This window comes from Ruegeria sp. CDSA020, from assembly GCF_059612345.1.
Map to the genome: position 1 here is coordinate 160,264 of NZ_JBXWQK010000003.1, position 17,464 is coordinate 177,727.

General features: G+C 56.7%; 18 protein-coding genes. 12 read left to right on the forward strand and 6 right to left on the reverse strand.

What is annotated here, in order from left to right:
* Positions 1-28 precede the first annotated feature (28 nt).
* Entirely contained in the window at positions 29-568 is a 540-nt protein-coding gene (locus tag AC2FJW_RS06210) for a helix-hairpin-helix domain-containing protein (protein ID WP_496692365.1), read from the forward strand.
* 57 nt (positions 569-625) lie between these two features.
* Here AC2FJW_RS06210 and serS read toward each other — a convergent pair whose 3' ends face one another.
* Both serS and AC2FJW_RS06220 read right to left on the reverse strand, forming a co-directional pair.
* Positions 626-1,918, reverse strand: a complete 1,293-nt coding sequence (gene serS / locus AC2FJW_RS06215; RefSeq protein WP_496749515.1) for a serine--tRNA ligase — start codon at positions 1,916-1,918, stop codon at positions 626-628.
* 72 nt (positions 1,919-1,990) lie between these two features.
* Positions 1,991-3,652, reverse strand: coding sequence for a mechanosensitive ion channel family protein (locus AC2FJW_RS06220; protein WP_496749516.1), 1,662 nt, complete (start codon positions 3,650-3,652; stop codon positions 1,991-1,993).
* Between the two features lie 202 nt (positions 3,653-3,854).
* Here AC2FJW_RS06220 and yajC point away from each other — a divergent pair, with 202 nt between their 5' ends.
* The 10 genes from yajC to AC2FJW_RS06270 all read left to right on the forward strand — a co-directional run bounded on the left by yajC (position 3,855) and on the right by AC2FJW_RS06270 (position 10,818).
* Positions 3,855-4,142, forward strand: coding sequence for a preprotein translocase subunit YajC (yajC, locus tag AC2FJW_RS06225; RefSeq protein ID WP_142633080.1), 288 nt, complete (start codon positions 3,855-3,857; stop codon positions 4,140-4,142).
* A gap of 33 nt (positions 4,143-4,175) precedes the next feature.
* Positions 4,176-5,837: a protein translocase subunit SecD gene (secD, locus tag AC2FJW_RS06230; RefSeq protein ID WP_496749517.1), complete on the forward strand. Its 1,662-nt coding sequence runs from the start codon at positions 4,176-4,178 to the stop codon at positions 5,835-5,837.
* Between the two features lies 1 nt (position 5,838).
* Positions 5,839-6,813, forward strand: a complete 975-nt coding sequence (secF, locus tag AC2FJW_RS06235) for a protein translocase subunit SecF (RefSeq protein ID WP_496676195.1) — start codon at positions 5,839-5,841, stop codon at positions 6,811-6,813.
* Positions 6,806-7,552: a sulfite exporter TauE/SafE family protein gene (locus AC2FJW_RS06240; protein WP_496676192.1), complete on the forward strand. Its 747-nt coding sequence runs from the start codon at positions 6,806-6,808 to the stop codon at positions 7,550-7,552. The genes secF and AC2FJW_RS06240 overlap by 8 nt, the downstream gene beginning before the upstream one ends.
* Positions 7,553-7,561: 9 nt before the next feature.
* Positions 7,562-7,915, forward strand: coding sequence for an Mth938-like domain-containing protein (locus AC2FJW_RS06245; protein ID WP_142635082.1), 354 nt, complete (start codon positions 7,562-7,564; stop codon positions 7,913-7,915).
* Between the two features lie 113 nt (positions 7,916-8,028).
* Positions 8,029-8,643, forward strand: coding sequence for a heme ABC exporter ATP-binding protein CcmA (gene ccmA, locus AC2FJW_RS06250; protein ID WP_142633088.1), 615 nt, complete (start codon positions 8,029-8,031; stop codon positions 8,641-8,643).
* Entirely contained in the window at positions 8,640-9,296 is a 657-nt protein-coding gene (gene ccmB, locus AC2FJW_RS06255) for a heme exporter protein CcmB (RefSeq protein ID WP_282021834.1), read from the forward strand. Before ccmA ends, ccmB begins: the two co-directional genes overlap by 4 nt.
* Before the next feature lie 61 nt (positions 9,297-9,357).
* The gene (locus AC2FJW_RS06260; protein ID WP_142633092.1) at positions 9,358-10,131 is read left to right on the forward strand and encodes a heme ABC transporter permease; all 774 of its coding nucleotides are present in this window, start codon (positions 9,358-9,360) and stop codon (positions 10,129-10,131) included.
* Positions 10,128-10,286: a heme exporter protein CcmD gene (gene ccmD / locus AC2FJW_RS06265; RefSeq protein WP_185956600.1), complete on the forward strand. Its 159-nt coding sequence runs from the start codon at positions 10,128-10,130 to the stop codon at positions 10,284-10,286. The genes AC2FJW_RS06260 and ccmD overlap by 4 nt, the downstream gene beginning before the upstream one ends.
* Positions 10,279-10,818 (forward strand): DsbE family thiol:disulfide interchange protein, encoded by a 540-nt coding sequence (locus AC2FJW_RS06270; RefSeq protein WP_142633094.1) that lies wholly within the window; start codon positions 10,279-10,281, stop codon positions 10,816-10,818. The genes ccmD and AC2FJW_RS06270 overlap by 8 nt, the downstream gene beginning before the upstream one ends.
* Positions 10,819-11,017: 199 nt before the next feature.
* Here AC2FJW_RS06270 and acnA read toward each other — a convergent pair whose 3' ends face one another.
* The gene (acnA, locus tag AC2FJW_RS06275; RefSeq protein WP_281971900.1) at positions 11,018-13,708 is read right to left on the reverse strand and encodes an aconitate hydratase AcnA; all 2,691 of its coding nucleotides are present in this window, start codon (positions 13,706-13,708) and stop codon (positions 11,018-11,020) included.
* Positions 13,709-13,935: 227 nt separating this feature from the next.
* Between acnA and AC2FJW_RS06280 the strand changes: the two genes are divergently transcribed.
* On the forward strand, positions 13,936-14,637 hold the full coding sequence (locus tag AC2FJW_RS06280) for a DUF1223 domain-containing protein (RefSeq protein WP_281971901.1): 702 nt from the start codon (positions 13,936-13,938) through the stop codon (positions 14,635-14,637).
* Here AC2FJW_RS06280 and AC2FJW_RS06285 read toward each other — a convergent pair whose 3' ends face one another.
* The 3 genes from AC2FJW_RS06285 to AC2FJW_RS06295 all read right to left on the reverse strand — a co-directional run bounded on the left by AC2FJW_RS06285 (position 14,638) and on the right by AC2FJW_RS06295 (position 17,374).
* A complete protein-coding gene (locus AC2FJW_RS06285) occupies positions 14,638-15,561 on the reverse strand; it encodes a lysophospholipid acyltransferase family protein (RefSeq protein WP_496701348.1) in 924 nt (307 codons plus the stop codon).
* A 106-nt stretch (positions 15,562-15,667) separates the two neighbouring features.
* Positions 15,668-16,759 carry a flagellar motor switch protein FliG gene (locus AC2FJW_RS06290; protein ID WP_496749518.1) on the reverse strand — a complete coding sequence of 364 codons (1,092 nt, stop codon included), beginning with the start codon at positions 16,757-16,759 and terminating at the stop codon, positions 15,668-15,670.
* Positions 16,760-16,828: 69 nt separating this feature from the next.
* Positions 16,829-17,374, reverse strand: a complete 546-nt coding sequence (locus tag AC2FJW_RS06295) for a tetratricopeptide repeat protein (protein WP_496749519.1) — start codon at positions 17,372-17,374, stop codon at positions 16,829-16,831.
* Between the last annotated feature and the right edge of the window lie 90 nt (positions 17,375-17,464).

Here is a 17,464-nt window from a genome sequence, read left to right on the forward strand (position 1 = left end):
GCCCGATGTGAGAAGGAAAGGAACTCTGATGACCGCAGTGACCGATGTAAAGGGTGTAGGCGAGGTGCTTGGGCAAGCGTTGATTGCCAATGGCTTCAAGACCGCAGAAGACCTTGCGAGCGCGAAACCCGCAGAGCTCGTCAAAGTTCCCCGCATTGGTGTGGCACGGGCACCGGTTCTTATAGCGGCGGCGAAAGCAGCTGTTTCAGCCAAAACCACGACTGCGCGCGCGGCAACCAAGCGCCCAGCTGCTCGGAAGGGCGTTACTGCCGCCGCCCGGAAGCGGGCTGAGGAAACCGCCCAGAAGGCTGCTGAAGAGAAAGCCGCTGCTGAAGCCAAAGCGCGAAAAAAGGCCAAGGCAAAAGCCAAGGCTGAGAAAGCTGCCAAAAAGCTTCTGGAAATGGAGGCCGCATTCTCAAAGGCAAAGGACAAGGTGAAAGCCAAAGCCAAAAAGGATAAAAAGTCCAAAAAGGACGACAAGAAAAAAGATCAAAAGAAACAGGACGCCAAAGAGAAAGTCGGCAAGAAGAAGAGTAAGAAAAAAGATAAGAAAAAGGCGAAGAAGTAGACCTCCTCCACCTTTTGATTTTCTCAGGACCGGCGCAGTTGGTTAGCGCCGGTTTTCTTATGCCAGCGTGCCGTCCCGCTGTAAGGTCAGTTTGCCGCCAAGATAGGGGGACAGAACCTTGGGCAAGGTCACGGTGCCATCGCGGTTCTGACCATTTTCCAGTACGGCGATCAGACAACGACCGACAGCCAGACCGGAGCCGTTCAGTGTATGGACGTATTCCGGTTTGCCACCCTCTTCGGGGCGGAACCGCGCGTTCATGCGGCGGGCCTGAAAATCACCACAAGTCGAGACCGAGCTGATCTCGCGATAGGTATCCTGTCCGGGCAACCATGCCTCGATGTCATAGGTACGGCGCGCGCCAAAGCCCATGTCGCCCGTACACAGGATCACGGTGCGATAGGGTATGCCCAATTTTTCCAGAATACCTTCGGCGCAGCGTAACATGCGCTTTTGTTCCTTATCCGATTTATCCGGATGGGTGACCGAGACCATCTCGACCTTTTCGAACTGGTGCTGGCGCAGCATCCCACGGGTGTCTCTGCCAGCGCTGCCAGCCTCGGACCGGAAGCACAGGGAATGCGCGGTATAGCGGCGGGGCAGATAGCTTTCTTCGATCAGCGTTTCATTGACGATATTGGTCAGCGACACTTCGGAGGTTGGGATCAGCCACCAGCCTTCACGGGTCTGATAGCTGTCCTCGCCAAACTTCGGCAGTTGCCCGGTGCCCTGCATCATTTCGGACAGAACCAGAACCGGGCCGTTGACCTCGGTTAGTTCGTTTTCGTTGATATGTGTGTCCAGCATGAACTGCGCCAATGCGCGGTGAATGCGGGCTATACCACCGGACAGCAGCACAAAACGCGAGCCGGACAGTTTCGCGGCAGTCTCAAAATCCATACCGGTCTGGACGGCTTCGATCTCAAAATGCTCTTTGGCCGCAAAATCCAGCGTGGGCGGAGTGCCCCAGCGGTTGACTTCGACATTGTCGTTTTCATCCGCGCCTTCGGGCACATCTTCGGCGGGCAGGTTGGCGATGCGGATCAGTTGATCGGTCAGAAGGGCGTCCAGATCCTTGGCCTCGGTCTGCATCTGGGCAATCTCGGCCTTTTTCTCGGCGACCAGCGCGCGCAGGCGCTCGAACTCGACCTCATCGCCACGACCCTTGGCCGCACCCACCTCTTTGGAGGCTTTGTTCTGCTCGGCCTGAGCGGTTTCGGCGGCCAGAATCTTGGCACGGCGGCTTTCATCCAGGCGCAACAGGTCCGACGACACCGGCGCGTCCCCACGGCGCGCTAGGGCGGCGTCGAAAGCGGCTGGGTTTTCGCGTATGGCGCGGATGTCGTGCATGGTTCAGGTCCTTAAATGCGTGAATCACTGAACCTGCTTATGCACCATATGAAAGGCAGGGTGTAGCACCGGTTACGACTTATCCGTTCCCTCGTGTGCTTCATGTGCCAGATGGCCATCCCAGCCTTCAGTGGGGATTTTCGGCTCGGGTGGATCGGCGATGTAAGACGGGGTCATGATCTGCACATTGTTCTCGTTGAACACGGCCACGATATTGCGATGCAGGTCTGACCGGATTTTCGGGATGATGCTGCCCCGTGTGGTATAGCCGTTGATCTGATAGTTGATCGCATAATCGGCCAGGGCGGTCCACAAAACGAATGGTTCTGGCTTTGCCTTGATTGCCTTTGTCCGGCGTGCGGCTTCGATCAGCATCGCTTCGACCTTCTCCGTAGGTTCCTCATAGCCGATACCAACAGTCGTATGCAGCAACAGCCCGCTACCATCTGTTTTCTTTGAAAAATTGATCACATCCGAATTCATCAACTGCGCATTTGGGATCGAGATCAACTCGTTCTTGATAGACTTCAGGTGGGTCTCCATCAGTTTGATCCGTACAACGTCGCCGATGTGGTCGCCAATCTGGATGCGATCGCCAATCGAGGTTGAGCGGCGGTAGATCACAAACAGCCCAGCCAGCATGTTGGAGACCACCGAATTCGCACCAAGCGATAGCATCGCACCCACCAGAATAGTCAGCCCCTGAAACGCTGCGGAATCCGAGCCTGGGATATAGGGTACTGCAAACACCAATGCGATCAGGATGACCAAAACGCGGGCAATGTTGAATGTCGGGTTTACCCAATGGCTTTCAAAATCGCCCAGCTCGAATGTGCCGGCCTCGACCGCGTCAAAGAACACGCGCATCCCTTTGATGATATACATCGCCAACCAGGCGATCAGCGCCAGCATGATAAGGTTGGGGATATAGCTGACCACTCCTTTGAAGATCAGCAGAACCGGTTCGGTCAGATAGGTCAGCAACAGCTGAGCGAAATACCGGGTTTCGGCAAAGGAAAGCAGAACAAAAGACAGGTAGTAGTAAAAGCCCAGAAAGAAGACGACCAGCAATATGAAGTTCAGACCGTAACTGACGAGGGCTGCAATGGCTTCGGCTTGAACGCTTTTGGCTGTTGCCGTTTCCACGTCCTTCAGATGGCGCGATACGAATTTCAGGGTACGCCGTCTGATGCGCCGGTGCAGCCACAGAATAAAGGCGATGAATACGGCAAACCCCAACGTCCAGCCCAAAGCCTCAAACGCGCCGGATACACGCGCCTGTTCGGTTCGGTTTGCGCGGTAGGCGACAATCGCATCATGGATGGCCGAGCCATGGAGATAGGTGATGACGTCCAGCTCCATCTGGTCCATTTCGGCATCGGCGACGGTGACCGTCGATACCGGCACGCCATCAACTAAAATACGCGTGCCCAGTTCCGTATCCTCATAAGTAACGGTAACCTCAGGATTTTCCGAGGATAGGGCCACTTGGATAATGTTGTTCTGAACGGTCTCGGCCCGTTCGGGCGCGGGCAGGGCGCTGGATCCGCGCAGGAAAAACAGGCTTTCGCCGTCGATGATGACCGGTGCTTTGAAATTCTCTGATTGTTCAGAGGTTTCAGGCGTTTCGATTGGCGCATCCTGTGCTAGCGCCATCGCTGTGCTGAACATAATCCAGACAAGCGTGAACCAGATGCGCGAAAGCGTGCCAAGCGTTTGGATTAATTGAATCATCGGTCCTCCTGCCGGCCAACTATATCCCAGCCGAGCCCGGATCAAAGGACCGATCTGCGACCCCGGCGTATTTCTTTGATCATTATGAGCCAATCATTGTAAAAACCTGTGCTGCCATTCCTTGCAAACAGGTGGTTCAGAGAATAGGTTCTCGCAAAATTTGCGGAGCATTTTCGCAGTACCAAACCAAAAGGAATATCCCATGGAAGGTGGCGCAATCGCCCAGTTTCTCCCGCTGATCCTGATTTTTGCGATCATGTATTTCCTGCTGATCCGTCCACAGCAGAAGAAAATGAAGGAACATCAAGCCATGGTCGAGGCCGTGCGCCGGGGCGATCAGGTCGTTACCCAGGGTGGGCTGATTGGTAAAGTGGCCAAGGTCAAAGAAGGCGATAACGAGATCGAAGTCGAAATCGCCGAGGGAGTCAAAGTCCGCGTGGTTAAATCGACCATTTCGCAGGTTCTGAACAAGACTGAGCCGGCGAAGTAACTTCGCGATATAATCCCTTGAAAAGGCAGGGTAATGCTGCAAATTGATACCTGGAAGCGGGTTCTGATCTGGCTGGTCTGCGTGACTGGCTTGCTGATGGCCCTGCCGAATGCGTTTTATACGCGCGTTGAACAATCCAATGACGCCAAGGCGGCGATTGAGCTTGGCGTCGACACTCCTGAAATGCAGGCCGAGGCGGCGCAATGGCCGAACTGGCTGCCGTCGTCGCTGGTCAATCTAGGGCTGGATCTGCGTGGTGGCGCGCATCTTTTGGCCGAAGTTCGGGTGGGTGACGTCTACGAATCCCGCATGGACGCCATGTGGCCCGAAATTCGGGATGCGCTGCGGGACGAACGTGCCACCGTGGGCACCATCCGTCGCCAGGACTCGGCGCCTGCTGAGATTCGCCTTCGCATCAGTCAGCCCGAGGGCATGTCCCGCGCGCTGGAGGTTGTCCGCGGTCTGGCCCGTCAGGTGCAGACCCTCAGCGGTGTAGGGGCCACGGATATCGAGGCTCGCGCCGAAGGTGATACGATCATTGTGCAACTTTCTGAGGCCGAGAAGCTGGCCTCAGACGACCGCACCGTGCGTCAATCGCTGGAAATCATTCGCCGCCGGATTGACGAGGTGGGCACCCGCGAGCCGACCATCCAAAGGCAAGGCACCGACCGTATCCTGATCCAGGTGCCAGGTATCGGCAGCGCAGGAGAGTTGAAAGAGATCATCGGCACGACCGCGCAACTGACCTTTAACCCCGTCGTTGGGCGCGGAACCGACCCCGATGCGATAGCGGGCGTTGGCGAAGAGGTGGTGCCGTCGATTGACGAAAATGGCGTCTATTACACGTTGGATGCCGCGCCTGTTGTAACGGGCGAGGAACTGGTCGATGCGCAGCCCGCGTTTGACCAGAATGGCCGCCCGGCGGTGAGTTTCCGCTTTAACACCTCAGGCGCGCGCAAATTTGGTGATTACACGCTGGAAAACATCGGGGCACCCTTTGCCATCGTTCTGGATGACGAAGTGATCTCAGCCCCGGTGATCCAAAGTCATATCCCCGGTGGGTCTGGTATCATCACCGGTAATTTCACCGTTGAGGAAAGTACAAATCTGGCTGTCCTGTTGCGCGCAGGGGCACTGCCCGCCGGGCTGGAGTTTCTGGAAGAAAGAACCATCGGTCCCGAGCTGGGCCAGGACAGTATCGACGCGGGTAAGGTGGCAACCATCGTGGCCTTTGTCGCGGTGCTGACATTCATGGCGCTCAGCTATGGCCTGTTTGGTATCTTCGCCAATATTGCGCTGATCATCAACGTTGGCCTGTTGTTCGGTCTGCTTTCCCTGATTGGGGCGACGTTGACCCTGCCTGGGATCGCGGGGATCGTTCTGACGGTAGGTATGGCGGTGGATGCCAACGTACTGATCTTCGAGCGTATCCGAGAGGAACTGAAATCTGCCAAAGGTCCTGCCCGCGCGATTGAGCTGGGTTATGAAAAAGCGCTGTCGGCCATTCTGGACGCCAACGTGACCACCTTCATTACCGCTGTAATCCTGTTTGCTATGGGCAGCGGGCCAGTGCGCGGGTTCGCAATCACTTTGGGTCTGGGTATTCTGACCTCGGTCTTCACCGCGATCTTCGTGACGCGCCTGATGATCGTGATTTGGTTCGAACGCCGCCGTCCGAAAACGATCGAGGTTTGACATGAGACTGAAACTCGTACCCCAGAATACCTCGTTCGATTTCTTCAGTCGCTGGAAGATCTGGCTGGGTATCTCGGCCTTGATGATGATTGTCGCGTTTACGTCCTTCATGCTGCAGGGCCTGAACTTCGGCATTGATTTCCGTGGAGGGACCACCATTCGGACCCAAAGCGCGCAGGAAATCGATGTCGGCACATATCGTGACGCTATTGCGCCGCTTGGACTTGGCGACGTGACGATCACCGAGATTTTCGATCCGAGCTTCGGGCCAGATCAACATGTCGCGATGATCCGCATTCAGGCGCAGGATGATGCTGAGGCTGTCAATGCGGCCACGATTAAACAAATTGGTGAAGCTCTTGCCGCAGCGGACCCTGGGTTGAAACTGCCCTTCGAAAGCGTCGAATCTGTTGGACCCAAAGTCTCGGGAGAGCTTATCCAGACCGCCGTGATCGCGGTGGTGCTCGCCATTGGGGCGGTGCTTGTCTACATCTGGCTGCGGTTTGAATGGCAGTTTGCGCTGGGGGCTGTCGCTGCGCTGGTGCATGACGTCATCCTGACTATCGGCATCTTTTCCGAACTGCAGATCCGCTTTGATTTGGCGATCATCGCTGCGCTGCTGACCATCGTGGGCTATTCGTTGAATGATACGGTGGTCGTGTTCGACCGGGTGCGCGAGAACTTGCGGAAATACAAGAAAAAGGACCTAAAGGAGGTTCTGAACCTTTCGATCAACGAAACGCTCAGCCGGACAGTCATGACCTCTGTCACCACCTTGCTGGCGTTGATTTCGCTCTATGTTCTGGGCGGGGATGTGATCCGCGGGTTTGTCTTTGCTATGATCTGGGGTGTGATCGTAGGTACCTATTCGTCCGTCTTTGTGGCATCAACCATCCTTTTGTGGCTGGGCGTCAAGCGCGACTGGTCCAAGCCATCAAACACCTCTGGCAACCAGTTTGCCAACATCGATGCCTGAGTATTTTGGCCAGTCCCCCACAGGGCTGGCCATCATAGTATTTGCTGCCTTTCTTGGCGGTGTTGTGCGCGGCTTTTCCGGATTTGGGACCGCCCTGATTTTCCTGCCTATCGCAACCCCATTCCTTGATCCTTTCAAGGCGCTGACCTGCCTGACAATCATGGATATTCTGGGCCCGCTGCCCAACCTTCGCCGGGCCTGGCGCGAGGTCGACAGGGGTGATCTGGTCCGTCTGGTGGGAGGGTGCGCACTCGCTCTGCCATTGGGGCTGTGGTTGCTGACCACGGTCGATCCACACGTATTTCGCTATACCGTTAGCCTGTTGGCGTTTCTTATGCTGGCTATTCTGGTGTTCGGTCTGCGCTATCACGGTCATGTCAGCCGCAAAATGGTTTTGGGAATAGGAGGCGCTGGTGGGTTTTTGGGCGGTGTCGCGGGCCTGCCGGGACCGGCCGTTATCTTGTTCTATATGTCTCGACCTCTGCCCGTGGCCGTGATCCGTGCGACGATCCTGTTATACCTGTTCGCCTTTGATTTTCTGCTGCTCGGGTACCTGACTGGCATGGACCGTATTACGCTGCCTGCTGTGATATTGGGTCTGGCTCTGGCGGTCCCCAATCTGGCTGGTAATTGGCTGGGTGGTTGGATGTTCCGGCCCGAGCGGGAAAAGCTGTATCGTGCCGCTGCGTATCTGGCGATAGCGCTTGCAGCCTTGTCGGGCCTACCGCTTTGGGGCTAGATGCCCCCTATGCGTATGAATGAAATCTCTTATGACAATGCGGCCCCTGTTGACGGATATGGTCCTGGATTTTTCCGCATCGGTGGTCAGGTCTATGACGGGTCGGTGCTGACCGGCCCTGCAGGATCAGCGAAATGGGGCGGGTACGACGACAGGGATGGTCTGTTGAAATTGGCGGGTCAGGTCGATGTGCTGTTTATTGGAACCGGCGCTGAGCTGGCCCATATTCCTTCTGATCTGCGCGCCGCCTTGGAAGATTCGGGGATCGGGGTTGAGATCATGAACTCTCCGTCCGCGTGCCGCACATACAATATCCTGTTATCCGAAGGGCGCCGTATTGCACTGGCGCTGCTACCGGTCTGATCGGATTCTTTTCCTCTGGCCTTGCGCTTAGATGCCACCCAAATACGTTGCTGTCGGTATGCTGCGGCAAATCCCGCCTTTTGCCTCTGACGGCAATAGGATAAGCGGGATTCATGACATTGACCGTGACCGACCTGTCGATCGCCCGAGGGGGCGTTCCTGTGCTGGAAAATCTCAGCTTTTCGCTGGAGCCCGGAAAGGCGCTTATCCTGCGCGGGCCGAACGGGATCGGTAAAACAACGCTGCTGCGAACGCTGGCAGGCCTGCAGCCTCCGCTTGAGGGGCAGATCGACGGGGCTGAGGACCGGATCGCCTATGCCTCACATTCCGACGGACTCAAGCCGACTCTGACCGTGGTGGAAAACCTGTCGTTCTGGGCGCAGGTCTTCGGCAGTCACAGCATTCAACCGGCCCTGGACGCGTTTGCTTTGACTGAGCTGTCGGATCGCCATGCAGGCAATCTGTCGGCAGGCCAGAAACGTCGATTGGGGTTGGCGCGGATGTTGGTCACCGAACGACCGATCTGGATGTTGGATGAACCCACTGTGTCGCTGGATAAGAATGCAGTGCAGATGTTTGCTGACGCGGTGCGCGCGCATCTGGGGCAGGGTGGGTCTGCCCTGATTGCCACCCATATCGACCTTGGTCTGGACGGAGAGGTCCTGGATGTGGGGCCCTACAAGGCTAAACCGAAACCTGTCGATGATCTCGACGGAGGTTTCCTGTGATCGCCCTGCTATTACGTGATTTGAAACTGGCCTTCCGTGCGGGCGGAGGGTTTGGCCTTGGCCTGGCGTTTTTTCTTATCGTCACCGTGCTGGTGCCTTTTTCAGTTGGCCCGCAATCCGCATTGTTGTCCACGATTGCACCTGGCGTGCTGTGGCTGGGGGCACTTTTGGCCTGCCTTCTGTCACTTGACCGGCTGCTTGCGCTGGATTGGGAGGACGGCTCGCTCGACCTATTGGCGACGGCGCCCCTGCCGTTAGAAGCGGTCGTAACGATCAAGTCTTTGGCGCATTGGCTGACTACGGGCTTGCCACTGGTTCTGGCCGCGCCCTTCCTGGGCGTTCTGCTTAATTTGCCTTTGCCCGGCTTTTTCTGGCTTGTCGTCTCACTTTTGATTGGCACGCCCGCGATGAGCGTCATCGGAACCTTTGGTGCTGCTCTTACGGTCGGCTTGAAACGCGGCGGATTGCTGCTGTCGCTTCTTGTGCTGCCTCTTTATGTACCGACATTGATCTTCGGGGCCGAAGTCGCGCGCCGCGGCGCAACCGGAATGGAAACGCAGACACCCTTGTTGATGCTGGCTGGGATCACTGCGGCGACGATTGCCCTGTTACCTTTTGCCAGCGCCGCTGTGTTGCGCATTAACCTACGGTGACACAGTGTAACTTTGACGGATGTCAATTGAGAATGAACCCGACTCGGACTAGATAAGGCCCATGTCTATCGCAGCCAAAGCCAATACCCTCTGGGAATATGCCAATCCGCGCAAGTTTCTTGCCACCAGTGAACGGGTGATGCCGTTCTTCTGGGGCGCGGCTTTGGTTTGCATCGTCATTGGTCTGGTGTGGGGATTTTTCTTCACACCCGATGATTACAAGCAGGGATCGACCGTCAAGATCATTTACCTGCATGTACCCGCCGCGCTGATGGCGATTAACTGCTGGCTTATGATGCTGGCGACCTCTCTGGTTTGGCTGGTTCGCCGTCATCATGTCAGTGCGCTGGCTGCGCGCGCGGCCGCACCTGTGGGCATCGTGATGACATTGATTGCGTTGGCAACCGGGGCGATTTGGGGGCAGCCCATGTGGGGCACCTGGTGGGCCTGGGATCCACGTCTGACCTCATTCCTGATCCTGTTCCTCTTCTATTTGGGCTATGTCGCCTTGTGGGAGGCGATCGAAGACCCTGATACGGCTGCCGATCTGACCTCGATCCTGTGTCTGGTGGGGTCGGTCTTTGCTATCCTCAGCCGTTATGCGGTGAATTTCTGGAATCAGGGGCTGCATCAGGGCGCTTCTGTCCTGCGGGCTGGTGCTGTGACTGGAGCGGATACTGAAGAGAAGGTCAGCAATATCTATTTCTATCCTCTGCTGCTCTGCATTGTCGGGTTCGTGTTGTTGTTCATCGCCTTGGTACTTTACCGCACGGGTACTGAAATTCGCACGCGTCGGACCAAGACTCTGCTGGCGCGGGAAAGGGCAAACGGATGATCCCTGATCTTGGAAAATATGCCGATACGGTGCTCTGGTCCTATGTGGTTTCCATCGGGCTTTTGCTGGCACTGGTTCTGGTCAGCGTGATGCGGGGCCGCAAGAGCCAGGCTGAACTGGAAAAAGTTGAACAGAGGATAAAGCGCAATGGCTAAGATCTCGCCCCTGATGATTGCGCCTCCGTTGATATTTGGTGCCTTTGCTGTACTTGCCGGTATTGGCATGTTCCGTGATGATCCAAACGCTTTGCCCTCGGCCCGTGAGGGCCAAACCGCGCCACCGGTTGTATTAACAGATTTTGCAGGCAAGCCACAATTTGACGACGCAACGCTGCGCGATGGACAGATCAAGCTTGTGAATTATTGGGCCAGTTGGTGCGCGCCCTGCCGGGTAGAACACCCGAACCTGCAGGCTCTGTCGGATGAAGGCATTCCTGTCTACGGTATCAATTATAAGGACAAGCTGGAAAATGCCGAGGCATTCCTGAACGAACTTGGTGATCCCTATACGGGTATCGGCCGGGATGAACAGGGACGCATGGCGCTGGACTGGGGCGTTTACGGCGTACCGGAAACCTATGTAGTCGACGGCGACGGAACCATTATCCTGCGCTTTGCTGGGCCGATTACCCAGCGCGTCATCGAAGGAACTATTCGGCCCGCTTTGGAAAAGGCTAAGGCCGATTAACGCGGCAGGGTGAGGGAAGAAACACCAGTCTTCTGAATGATCTGGTCACAATCATCCATCTTGGTGCGGTCACCGTAGCCCCTCTGGTTGGGCAGAACCAAGTGGGAGGTCGGTGAAAAAGCCAGGCACAGCATCCTGGCGCAAATGGAACGTAAAAAGGGCGCCCGACCGGGCGCCCTTTTTAGTTTGCTCAGAGATCTTAGTCGGCCTTGGCCAGGTTCCGCAGCACGTAATGCAGCACGCCACCGTTTTCGATATATTCGATTTCGGGCGCGGTATCGATGCGGCACTTAAGGGTTATGGTTTTCTCAGAACCGTCACCGTAGGTGATGGTGCAGGGCACCTCTTGCAGCGGCTGGATCGTATCCAGACCGTGGATCGAGACGGTTTCATCACCCTTCAAGCCCAGCGTCTTGCGCGAGTCGCCACCGGTGAATTCGAACGGTACAACGCCCATGCCAACCAGGTTCGAGCGGTGGATACGCTCAAAGCTTTCGGCGATCACCGCTTTGACACCCAGCAGAGCCGTGCCTTTGGCCGCCCAGTCGCGCGACGATCCCGCACCGTACTGCTCACCACCGAAGACAACCAGCGGCGTGCCCTGTTCCTGATAGGCCATCGACGCGTCATAGATTGAAGTCTGCTCGCCATCGGGGCCTTTGGTGTAACCACCTTCGACGCTGTCCAGCATCTCGTTCTTGATGCGGATATTGGCAAAGGTGCCGCGCATCATGACCTCGTGGTTGCCACGGCGCGACCCGTAAGAGTTGAACTCGCGCGGTTGCACCTGACGGTCGGTCAGATACTTGCCAGCCGGTGTTGTCGTGGCAAACGAGCCTGCAGGCGAGATATGGTCAGTGGTGACCATATCGCCCAGAATGGCCAGAACCTTAGCGTCTTCGATGTTCGAAATTGTGCCCGGCTCGGTCCCCATGCCCTGGAAGTAGGGCGGGTTCTGGATATAGGTCGAGGTCGGTGGCCAGTCATAGGTTTCGGCATCGGTGGTATCGACCGCTTGCCATTTCTCGTCGCCTTTGAAGACGTCTGCATATTTCGACAGGAACGCCTCACGGGTGACCGTCTGTTCGACCAATTCCGCCACTTCTTGCTGGGTTGGCCAGATGTCTTTCATGAAGACATCGTTGCCGTCCTTGTCCTGGCCAATCGGCTCGGACGTCAGGTCGATATCCATCGTACCGGCCAGCGCATAGACCACGACCAGCGGCGGTGAGGCCAGATAGTTGGCGCGGACGTCCGGGCTGATACGGCCTTCGAAGTTGCGGTTCCCCGACAAGACCGACGTGGCTACCAAATCGCCCTCGGCAATCGCCTCAGAGAGCTCTTTCTGGATTGGACCCGAGTTGCCGATACAGGTGGTGCAGCCGTAGCCGACAAGGTTGAAGCCGATCTTGTCCAGATCTTCCTGCAGGCCAGCGGCCTCAAGATAAGCAGATACAACCTGCGATCCCGGTGCCAGTGAAGTTTTGACCCAAGGCTGACGGTTCAGACCCAAGGCTGCGGCCTTGCGGGCCACAAGACCAGCGCCGATCATGACATACGGGTTCGAGGTGTTGGTGCAGGAGGTGATCGAGGCGATCACAACTTTACCGGATTCTAGGGTGTAGTCTTCGCCTTTGACGGCGACTTCCTTGCCCATGGGTCGCTTGAACGTCTCGGCCATTTCCCTGGTGAACGCCGCCTTGGCACCGGTCAGAGCAACATAATCCTGGGGGCGCTTAGGGCCCGAGATCGCGGGAACGATGGTGCGCATGTCGAGCGACAGGGTGTCGGTGTAGATCGGCGCGTAATCTGCGTCGCGCCAGAAGCCGTTTTCCTTGGCATAGGCTTCGACCAGCGCGATGCGATCTTCGTCACGGCCGGTGTTACGCAGATAGCGCAGCGTTTCACCGTCAATCGGGAAGAAACCACATGTCGCGCCATATTCCGGGGCCATGTTGGCGATGGTTGCCCGGTCGGCCAGCGGCAGACGGTCCAGACCTTCGCCGAAAAATTCGACGAATTTGCCTACAACACCCTTTGCGCGCAGCATTTCGACGACCTTCAGAACCAGATCGGTGCCGGTGGTGCCTTCAACCAGATCTCCGGTCAGCTCAAAGCCGACAACCTCGGGGATCAGCATCGAGATCGGCTGACCCAGCATAGCGGCTTCGGCCTCGATCCCACCAACGCCCCAGCCCAGAACGGCCATGCCGTTGACCATGGTGGTGTGGCTGTCAGTGCCGACCAGCGTGTCGGGATAGGCAACCTCGTTGCCATCCTGATCCGTGTCGGTCCAAACGGTCTGCGCCAGATATTCCAGGTTCACCTGGTGACAGATGCCGGTTCCGGGGGGCACAACGCGGAAGTTGTTGAAGGCACCCTGACCCCATTTCAGGAACTGATACCGCTCCATGTTGCGTTCGTATTCGCGGTCAACATTCATCTGGAACGCGCGCGGGTTGCCAAACTCGTCAATCATGACCGAGTGGTCGATGACCAGATCAACCGGGTTCAGCGGGTTGATCTTCTGAGCGTCGCCGCCCAGAGCCTTGATCCCGTCGCGCATAGCGGCCAGATCGACCACCGCCGGAACGCCGGTGAAATCCTGCATCAGCACGCGGGCAGGGCGATAGGCGATCTCACGCGGGTTCTTGCCACCTTTGGCACCCCATTCGGCGAAGGCCTTGATGTCGTCGACCGAGACGGAGAACCCGTCATCTTCGAACCGCAACATGTTTTCCAATACCACCTTCAGGGCGGCGGGCAGTTTCGAGAAATCACCCAGGCCGGCCTCTTGCGCGGCGGGGATCGAGTAATACGAGATGGACTTGCCATTCACGCTCAGGCTGCGGCGTGTCTTGGCGGTATCCTGTCCGACTTTGATGGGCATCTGTGGCCTCCCTCTCAAATGACGTGGAATATGGGATTCGCTGAGGGCTATCTGCATCACCCAAGCGCGCGGTTCAAGGTCCAACAGACCAGGTGCGGCAATTTTTGTATACCATTGCACACATTTTTGCGAAAACCTTGTGTCACCGGTCTCAAGAAACCTTGATTGGTGCTTGATCAGCGTTCCGTCTAAACCAGTAATGCACCCCATGAAACCCGAGAGCAAACATGTTCAAATCTGCAACCGCAACCGCGTTGGCGTCCCTGTTCCTGGCTACTTCGGCCATTGCAGAAAGCGGACCCGTAGTGGTGGAGCTGTTCACCTCGCAGGGATGTTCGTCCTGCCCCCCGGCTGACCGGATCATGCACGATCTGGCCAATCGGGATGACGTCATCGGGTTGGCGCTGCATGTGGATTATTGGGACTATATCGGATGGGAGGATGAATATGCCGACCCCACCCATACTGAGCGTCAGCGCAGCTATGCCGGAAACTCCGGGCGTACGGTGATCTATACGCCTCAGATGGTAGTGAATGGTCAGCAGGATATTGTAGGGGCAGATACGGCAAAGCTGGATTACCTGATCGGCGACCATTCCAAGGCCGCTCCGCTGGCGTCGGTTTCGGCCTCACGTACAGGAGATAACGTAACTGTCGACGTTTCCTCGATCAGTTTGCCACCGGATCAGGTCTATGACATCCGGGTGGTGCAATACACGCCAATGCGCCATGCTTCGATCCGGCGCGGAGAGTTGGCCGGACAAGAACTGGATTATGCCAATGTGGTCGAGGCCTGGACAGTAGCCGGGCAATGGGACGGGACAGCGCCTAAGACCTATAAGGTATCTTTGACGTCAGGTTTACCGGCCGTTGTGTTGGTGCAAGGGGTTGGCCATGGGCCGATTATTGCGGCAGCACGCGTTCGCTGATCAAGGCATGTCTTTGGCTTGGACGCCTAGCCCGTTCCAGGTTTTCCAGCGACGATGAATCCAGAACCACTGACCCATATGCTGTCGGACAACTGCCTCGAGGTCATCATTGGTGAACTGGGTCATCGTCTTTGGATCCGTATGTGGGACCGGTTCGTGCAGGATGATTTCGAAATCAACCCCATTGGGCTGACGCACTGCATAGCACGGAATCAGGACGGCTTTGTATTTCATGGCCAGTTCCGCATTCAAAACCGACGTCACAGCCGGTTTGCCGAAAAAAGTCAGCTCTTCCCCGCCATGTGCGTGCAGGTCTGACACAATAGCGATGATCCCGCCTTTTTTGAGTGTCCGCACCATTTCGACCATCCCGCGACGGCCTTGTTCGAACATCGGGGCGCCGGTTTTGTAGAACGCATCGACATACATGTCGTTGAAGTAGGGGTTCGCCATTCGACGGTAGAGGCAGCCAATAGGCTGACCGCTGCGTTCTTGAAGGGCAATACGCGCGGCCAGGTAATGGCCGAAATGCGCAGTGATCATCATCACAGGGCGCCCCTCTGCCAAGGCGAAATCAAAGGCGGCAAGACCCGTACCCGTGACTTTGGCAAAGCGTTGGCGTTCTGTGAAATCCTCGGGCGAGAAGTGCTCCATGATCGCGCGCCCGGCGTTGTCAGGAACGGCCTTGCAGATGCGTTTCACTTCGGATTCAGTCAGGTCCGGGCAGGTGAGTTTCAGATTGCTGCGTACTCTTTTCGAGAACCCGACCAACGGCGCAAGGTTTCTCGCTATGGCGCCCATTGTGGCAATGCGTGTCTCATAGGGCAGCAACCGTAACGCCTTGATAACGCCTTTCAGGAACATGCCGGATACATAGTATTTGCCAAGCTCGGACCTGCTTAGTTCAGACTTTTCAACGGGCATTAGAAGGTCTCGGCGTCTGTTGTGAATTGCCGGGTCAGACATACAAGCCGATCGCGGTAACCACAAGCTTTCTGCTCGGCCAGAGATTTAGGCGCGCTTACTCTCTTTATTCGTCGCCGTCATCATCCCGGAGCGTGATGGTTCCCTCATCGACAAGTATCCGGATGGCGCCAATGATCTGGGTCATCGCCTCCTCTGCATCGGGTTGTTTGATTTTTCCGACCTCATCCATTTCTTCGCGCAGGTTTTCGGCCATACGCGAAGACATGTTGGACAACAGGTAGTCAACCGATGCCCTGTCTCCTTCCGTTTCTGCACCGGCGAGCGCTGTAACCAGGACAGGTTGTTCCACACCGCGTAGAATGGCCGGGACATCACGGGGCAGAATGCGGGACGGGATATGGGCGAAGGTGAAAATGGATTGGCGAACTATGGTGGCAAAATCGGCGTCTTCTTCTTCTAATGCACTCAGCAGGCCGTCCCGGGTCGAGGCAGCGGACTGATTCAGTATCGCGCCAACGCGGGCACCCGGTCCGTCGGCAAACGCTGTGGCAGGGCGCTGATCCATCTGAGCCGCCAGCGACCACCCGATCCGCTCGACGGCCTCTGGGCTGACATTTGCAGTTTTCGAAACCGCATAGGTAATACGCCGAGCAACTGGGCCGGGAAGGTGCCCTAGCAGTTGCGCAGCTTTGGCGGTTTCAAGTTTCGATAGCATCACGGCCGCAATCTCGGTGCTTTCGGCCTGCGCCATTTCGGCCAGATCTTCTGTAGGGATCTCTCGCAATCGCTGCCAAGGATCGCCGATCTGGCGTATCCCGGCCACTTTACGCAAACGCGCCGCAGTTGCCGGGGCGATTTTGCCGTTCACCACATCCAAAGCGCCCGCCAGACCATGTGGAAAGGACAGGCCAACACTGTCCAGCGCATCTGCAAATTCACCGGCAACAGCGTCCAAGGTAACCCGGTCGACAAGGCCCATTTTGCCCAGTTGGTGGGTTAGCGTTTCCTGTAAATCGTCGGGGAGCTCTTCCAGCGGAATGTCCGCCCCATCATTCAGCAAGAGACGCACAACCACCGCCGCCTTTTGTCGGCTGCTGAGGCTGCGGGCCACCAAGCGAAGGTCGTCATCGTTTTCTTTAGCCAGCTGGGCAGAAGCCCCCGGGGCCACCTGTACCAATGTGTTTGTGTTCTGCATCTGCCTGCGGTGCCAAAGTTCCTGTTCCACAGGCAGATTACAGAGAGTCGGGTAAAGAAAGGCTGAAGTTTAGTAGTTGTAGGTCAGTCCGGTGCGGATCGCCTCGCGCAGGGAAACCTCTGCCCACGTTCCTTCGCCGCCACGTGCTTTGATTTCACGCCACTGCGCAATCGCCAGATCAGTTTTGCCCTCGGCGACAAAGCCTTGCGCCATATAGGAACGTGCCAGGATATTGTTGGGATTTGCGTTAATTGCACCTTCATAAAACAGGTTCGCCAGTTCCGGCTTGCCCATCTTCCGATAGGTAAATCCCCAATAGGTCATGACGCGATCGTCATTCTGGTCCATCACGCGCAGCACGCCTTGGGCGTTTTTGAACTGCCCGTCATAGGCCAGTTCACGCACGGCGTGGTACAGCTGATCCTGAGTGAAATTGGTGTTGCTGGGCTTTACGCATTTGCCCGCGGCCTCATCATAGACCCGTCCGAACAGACATTTCTTGGTGGTGTTTGTTGTTTTTGGCGGCGTCGATCCCCCGCCGCCACCTGCGGCATGAACCATGGGGGCAAATGTAAGGGCCTGAATTGCAATAACCGAAGCTAGGATGAGGCGCATATTTGGTCTCCGTTCGTAGGGCTGCTCAGAATAAGCATAGCGCGTTCTATACAAAAGCTAACAACTGATCGCGCGAATTTATTCACAAGT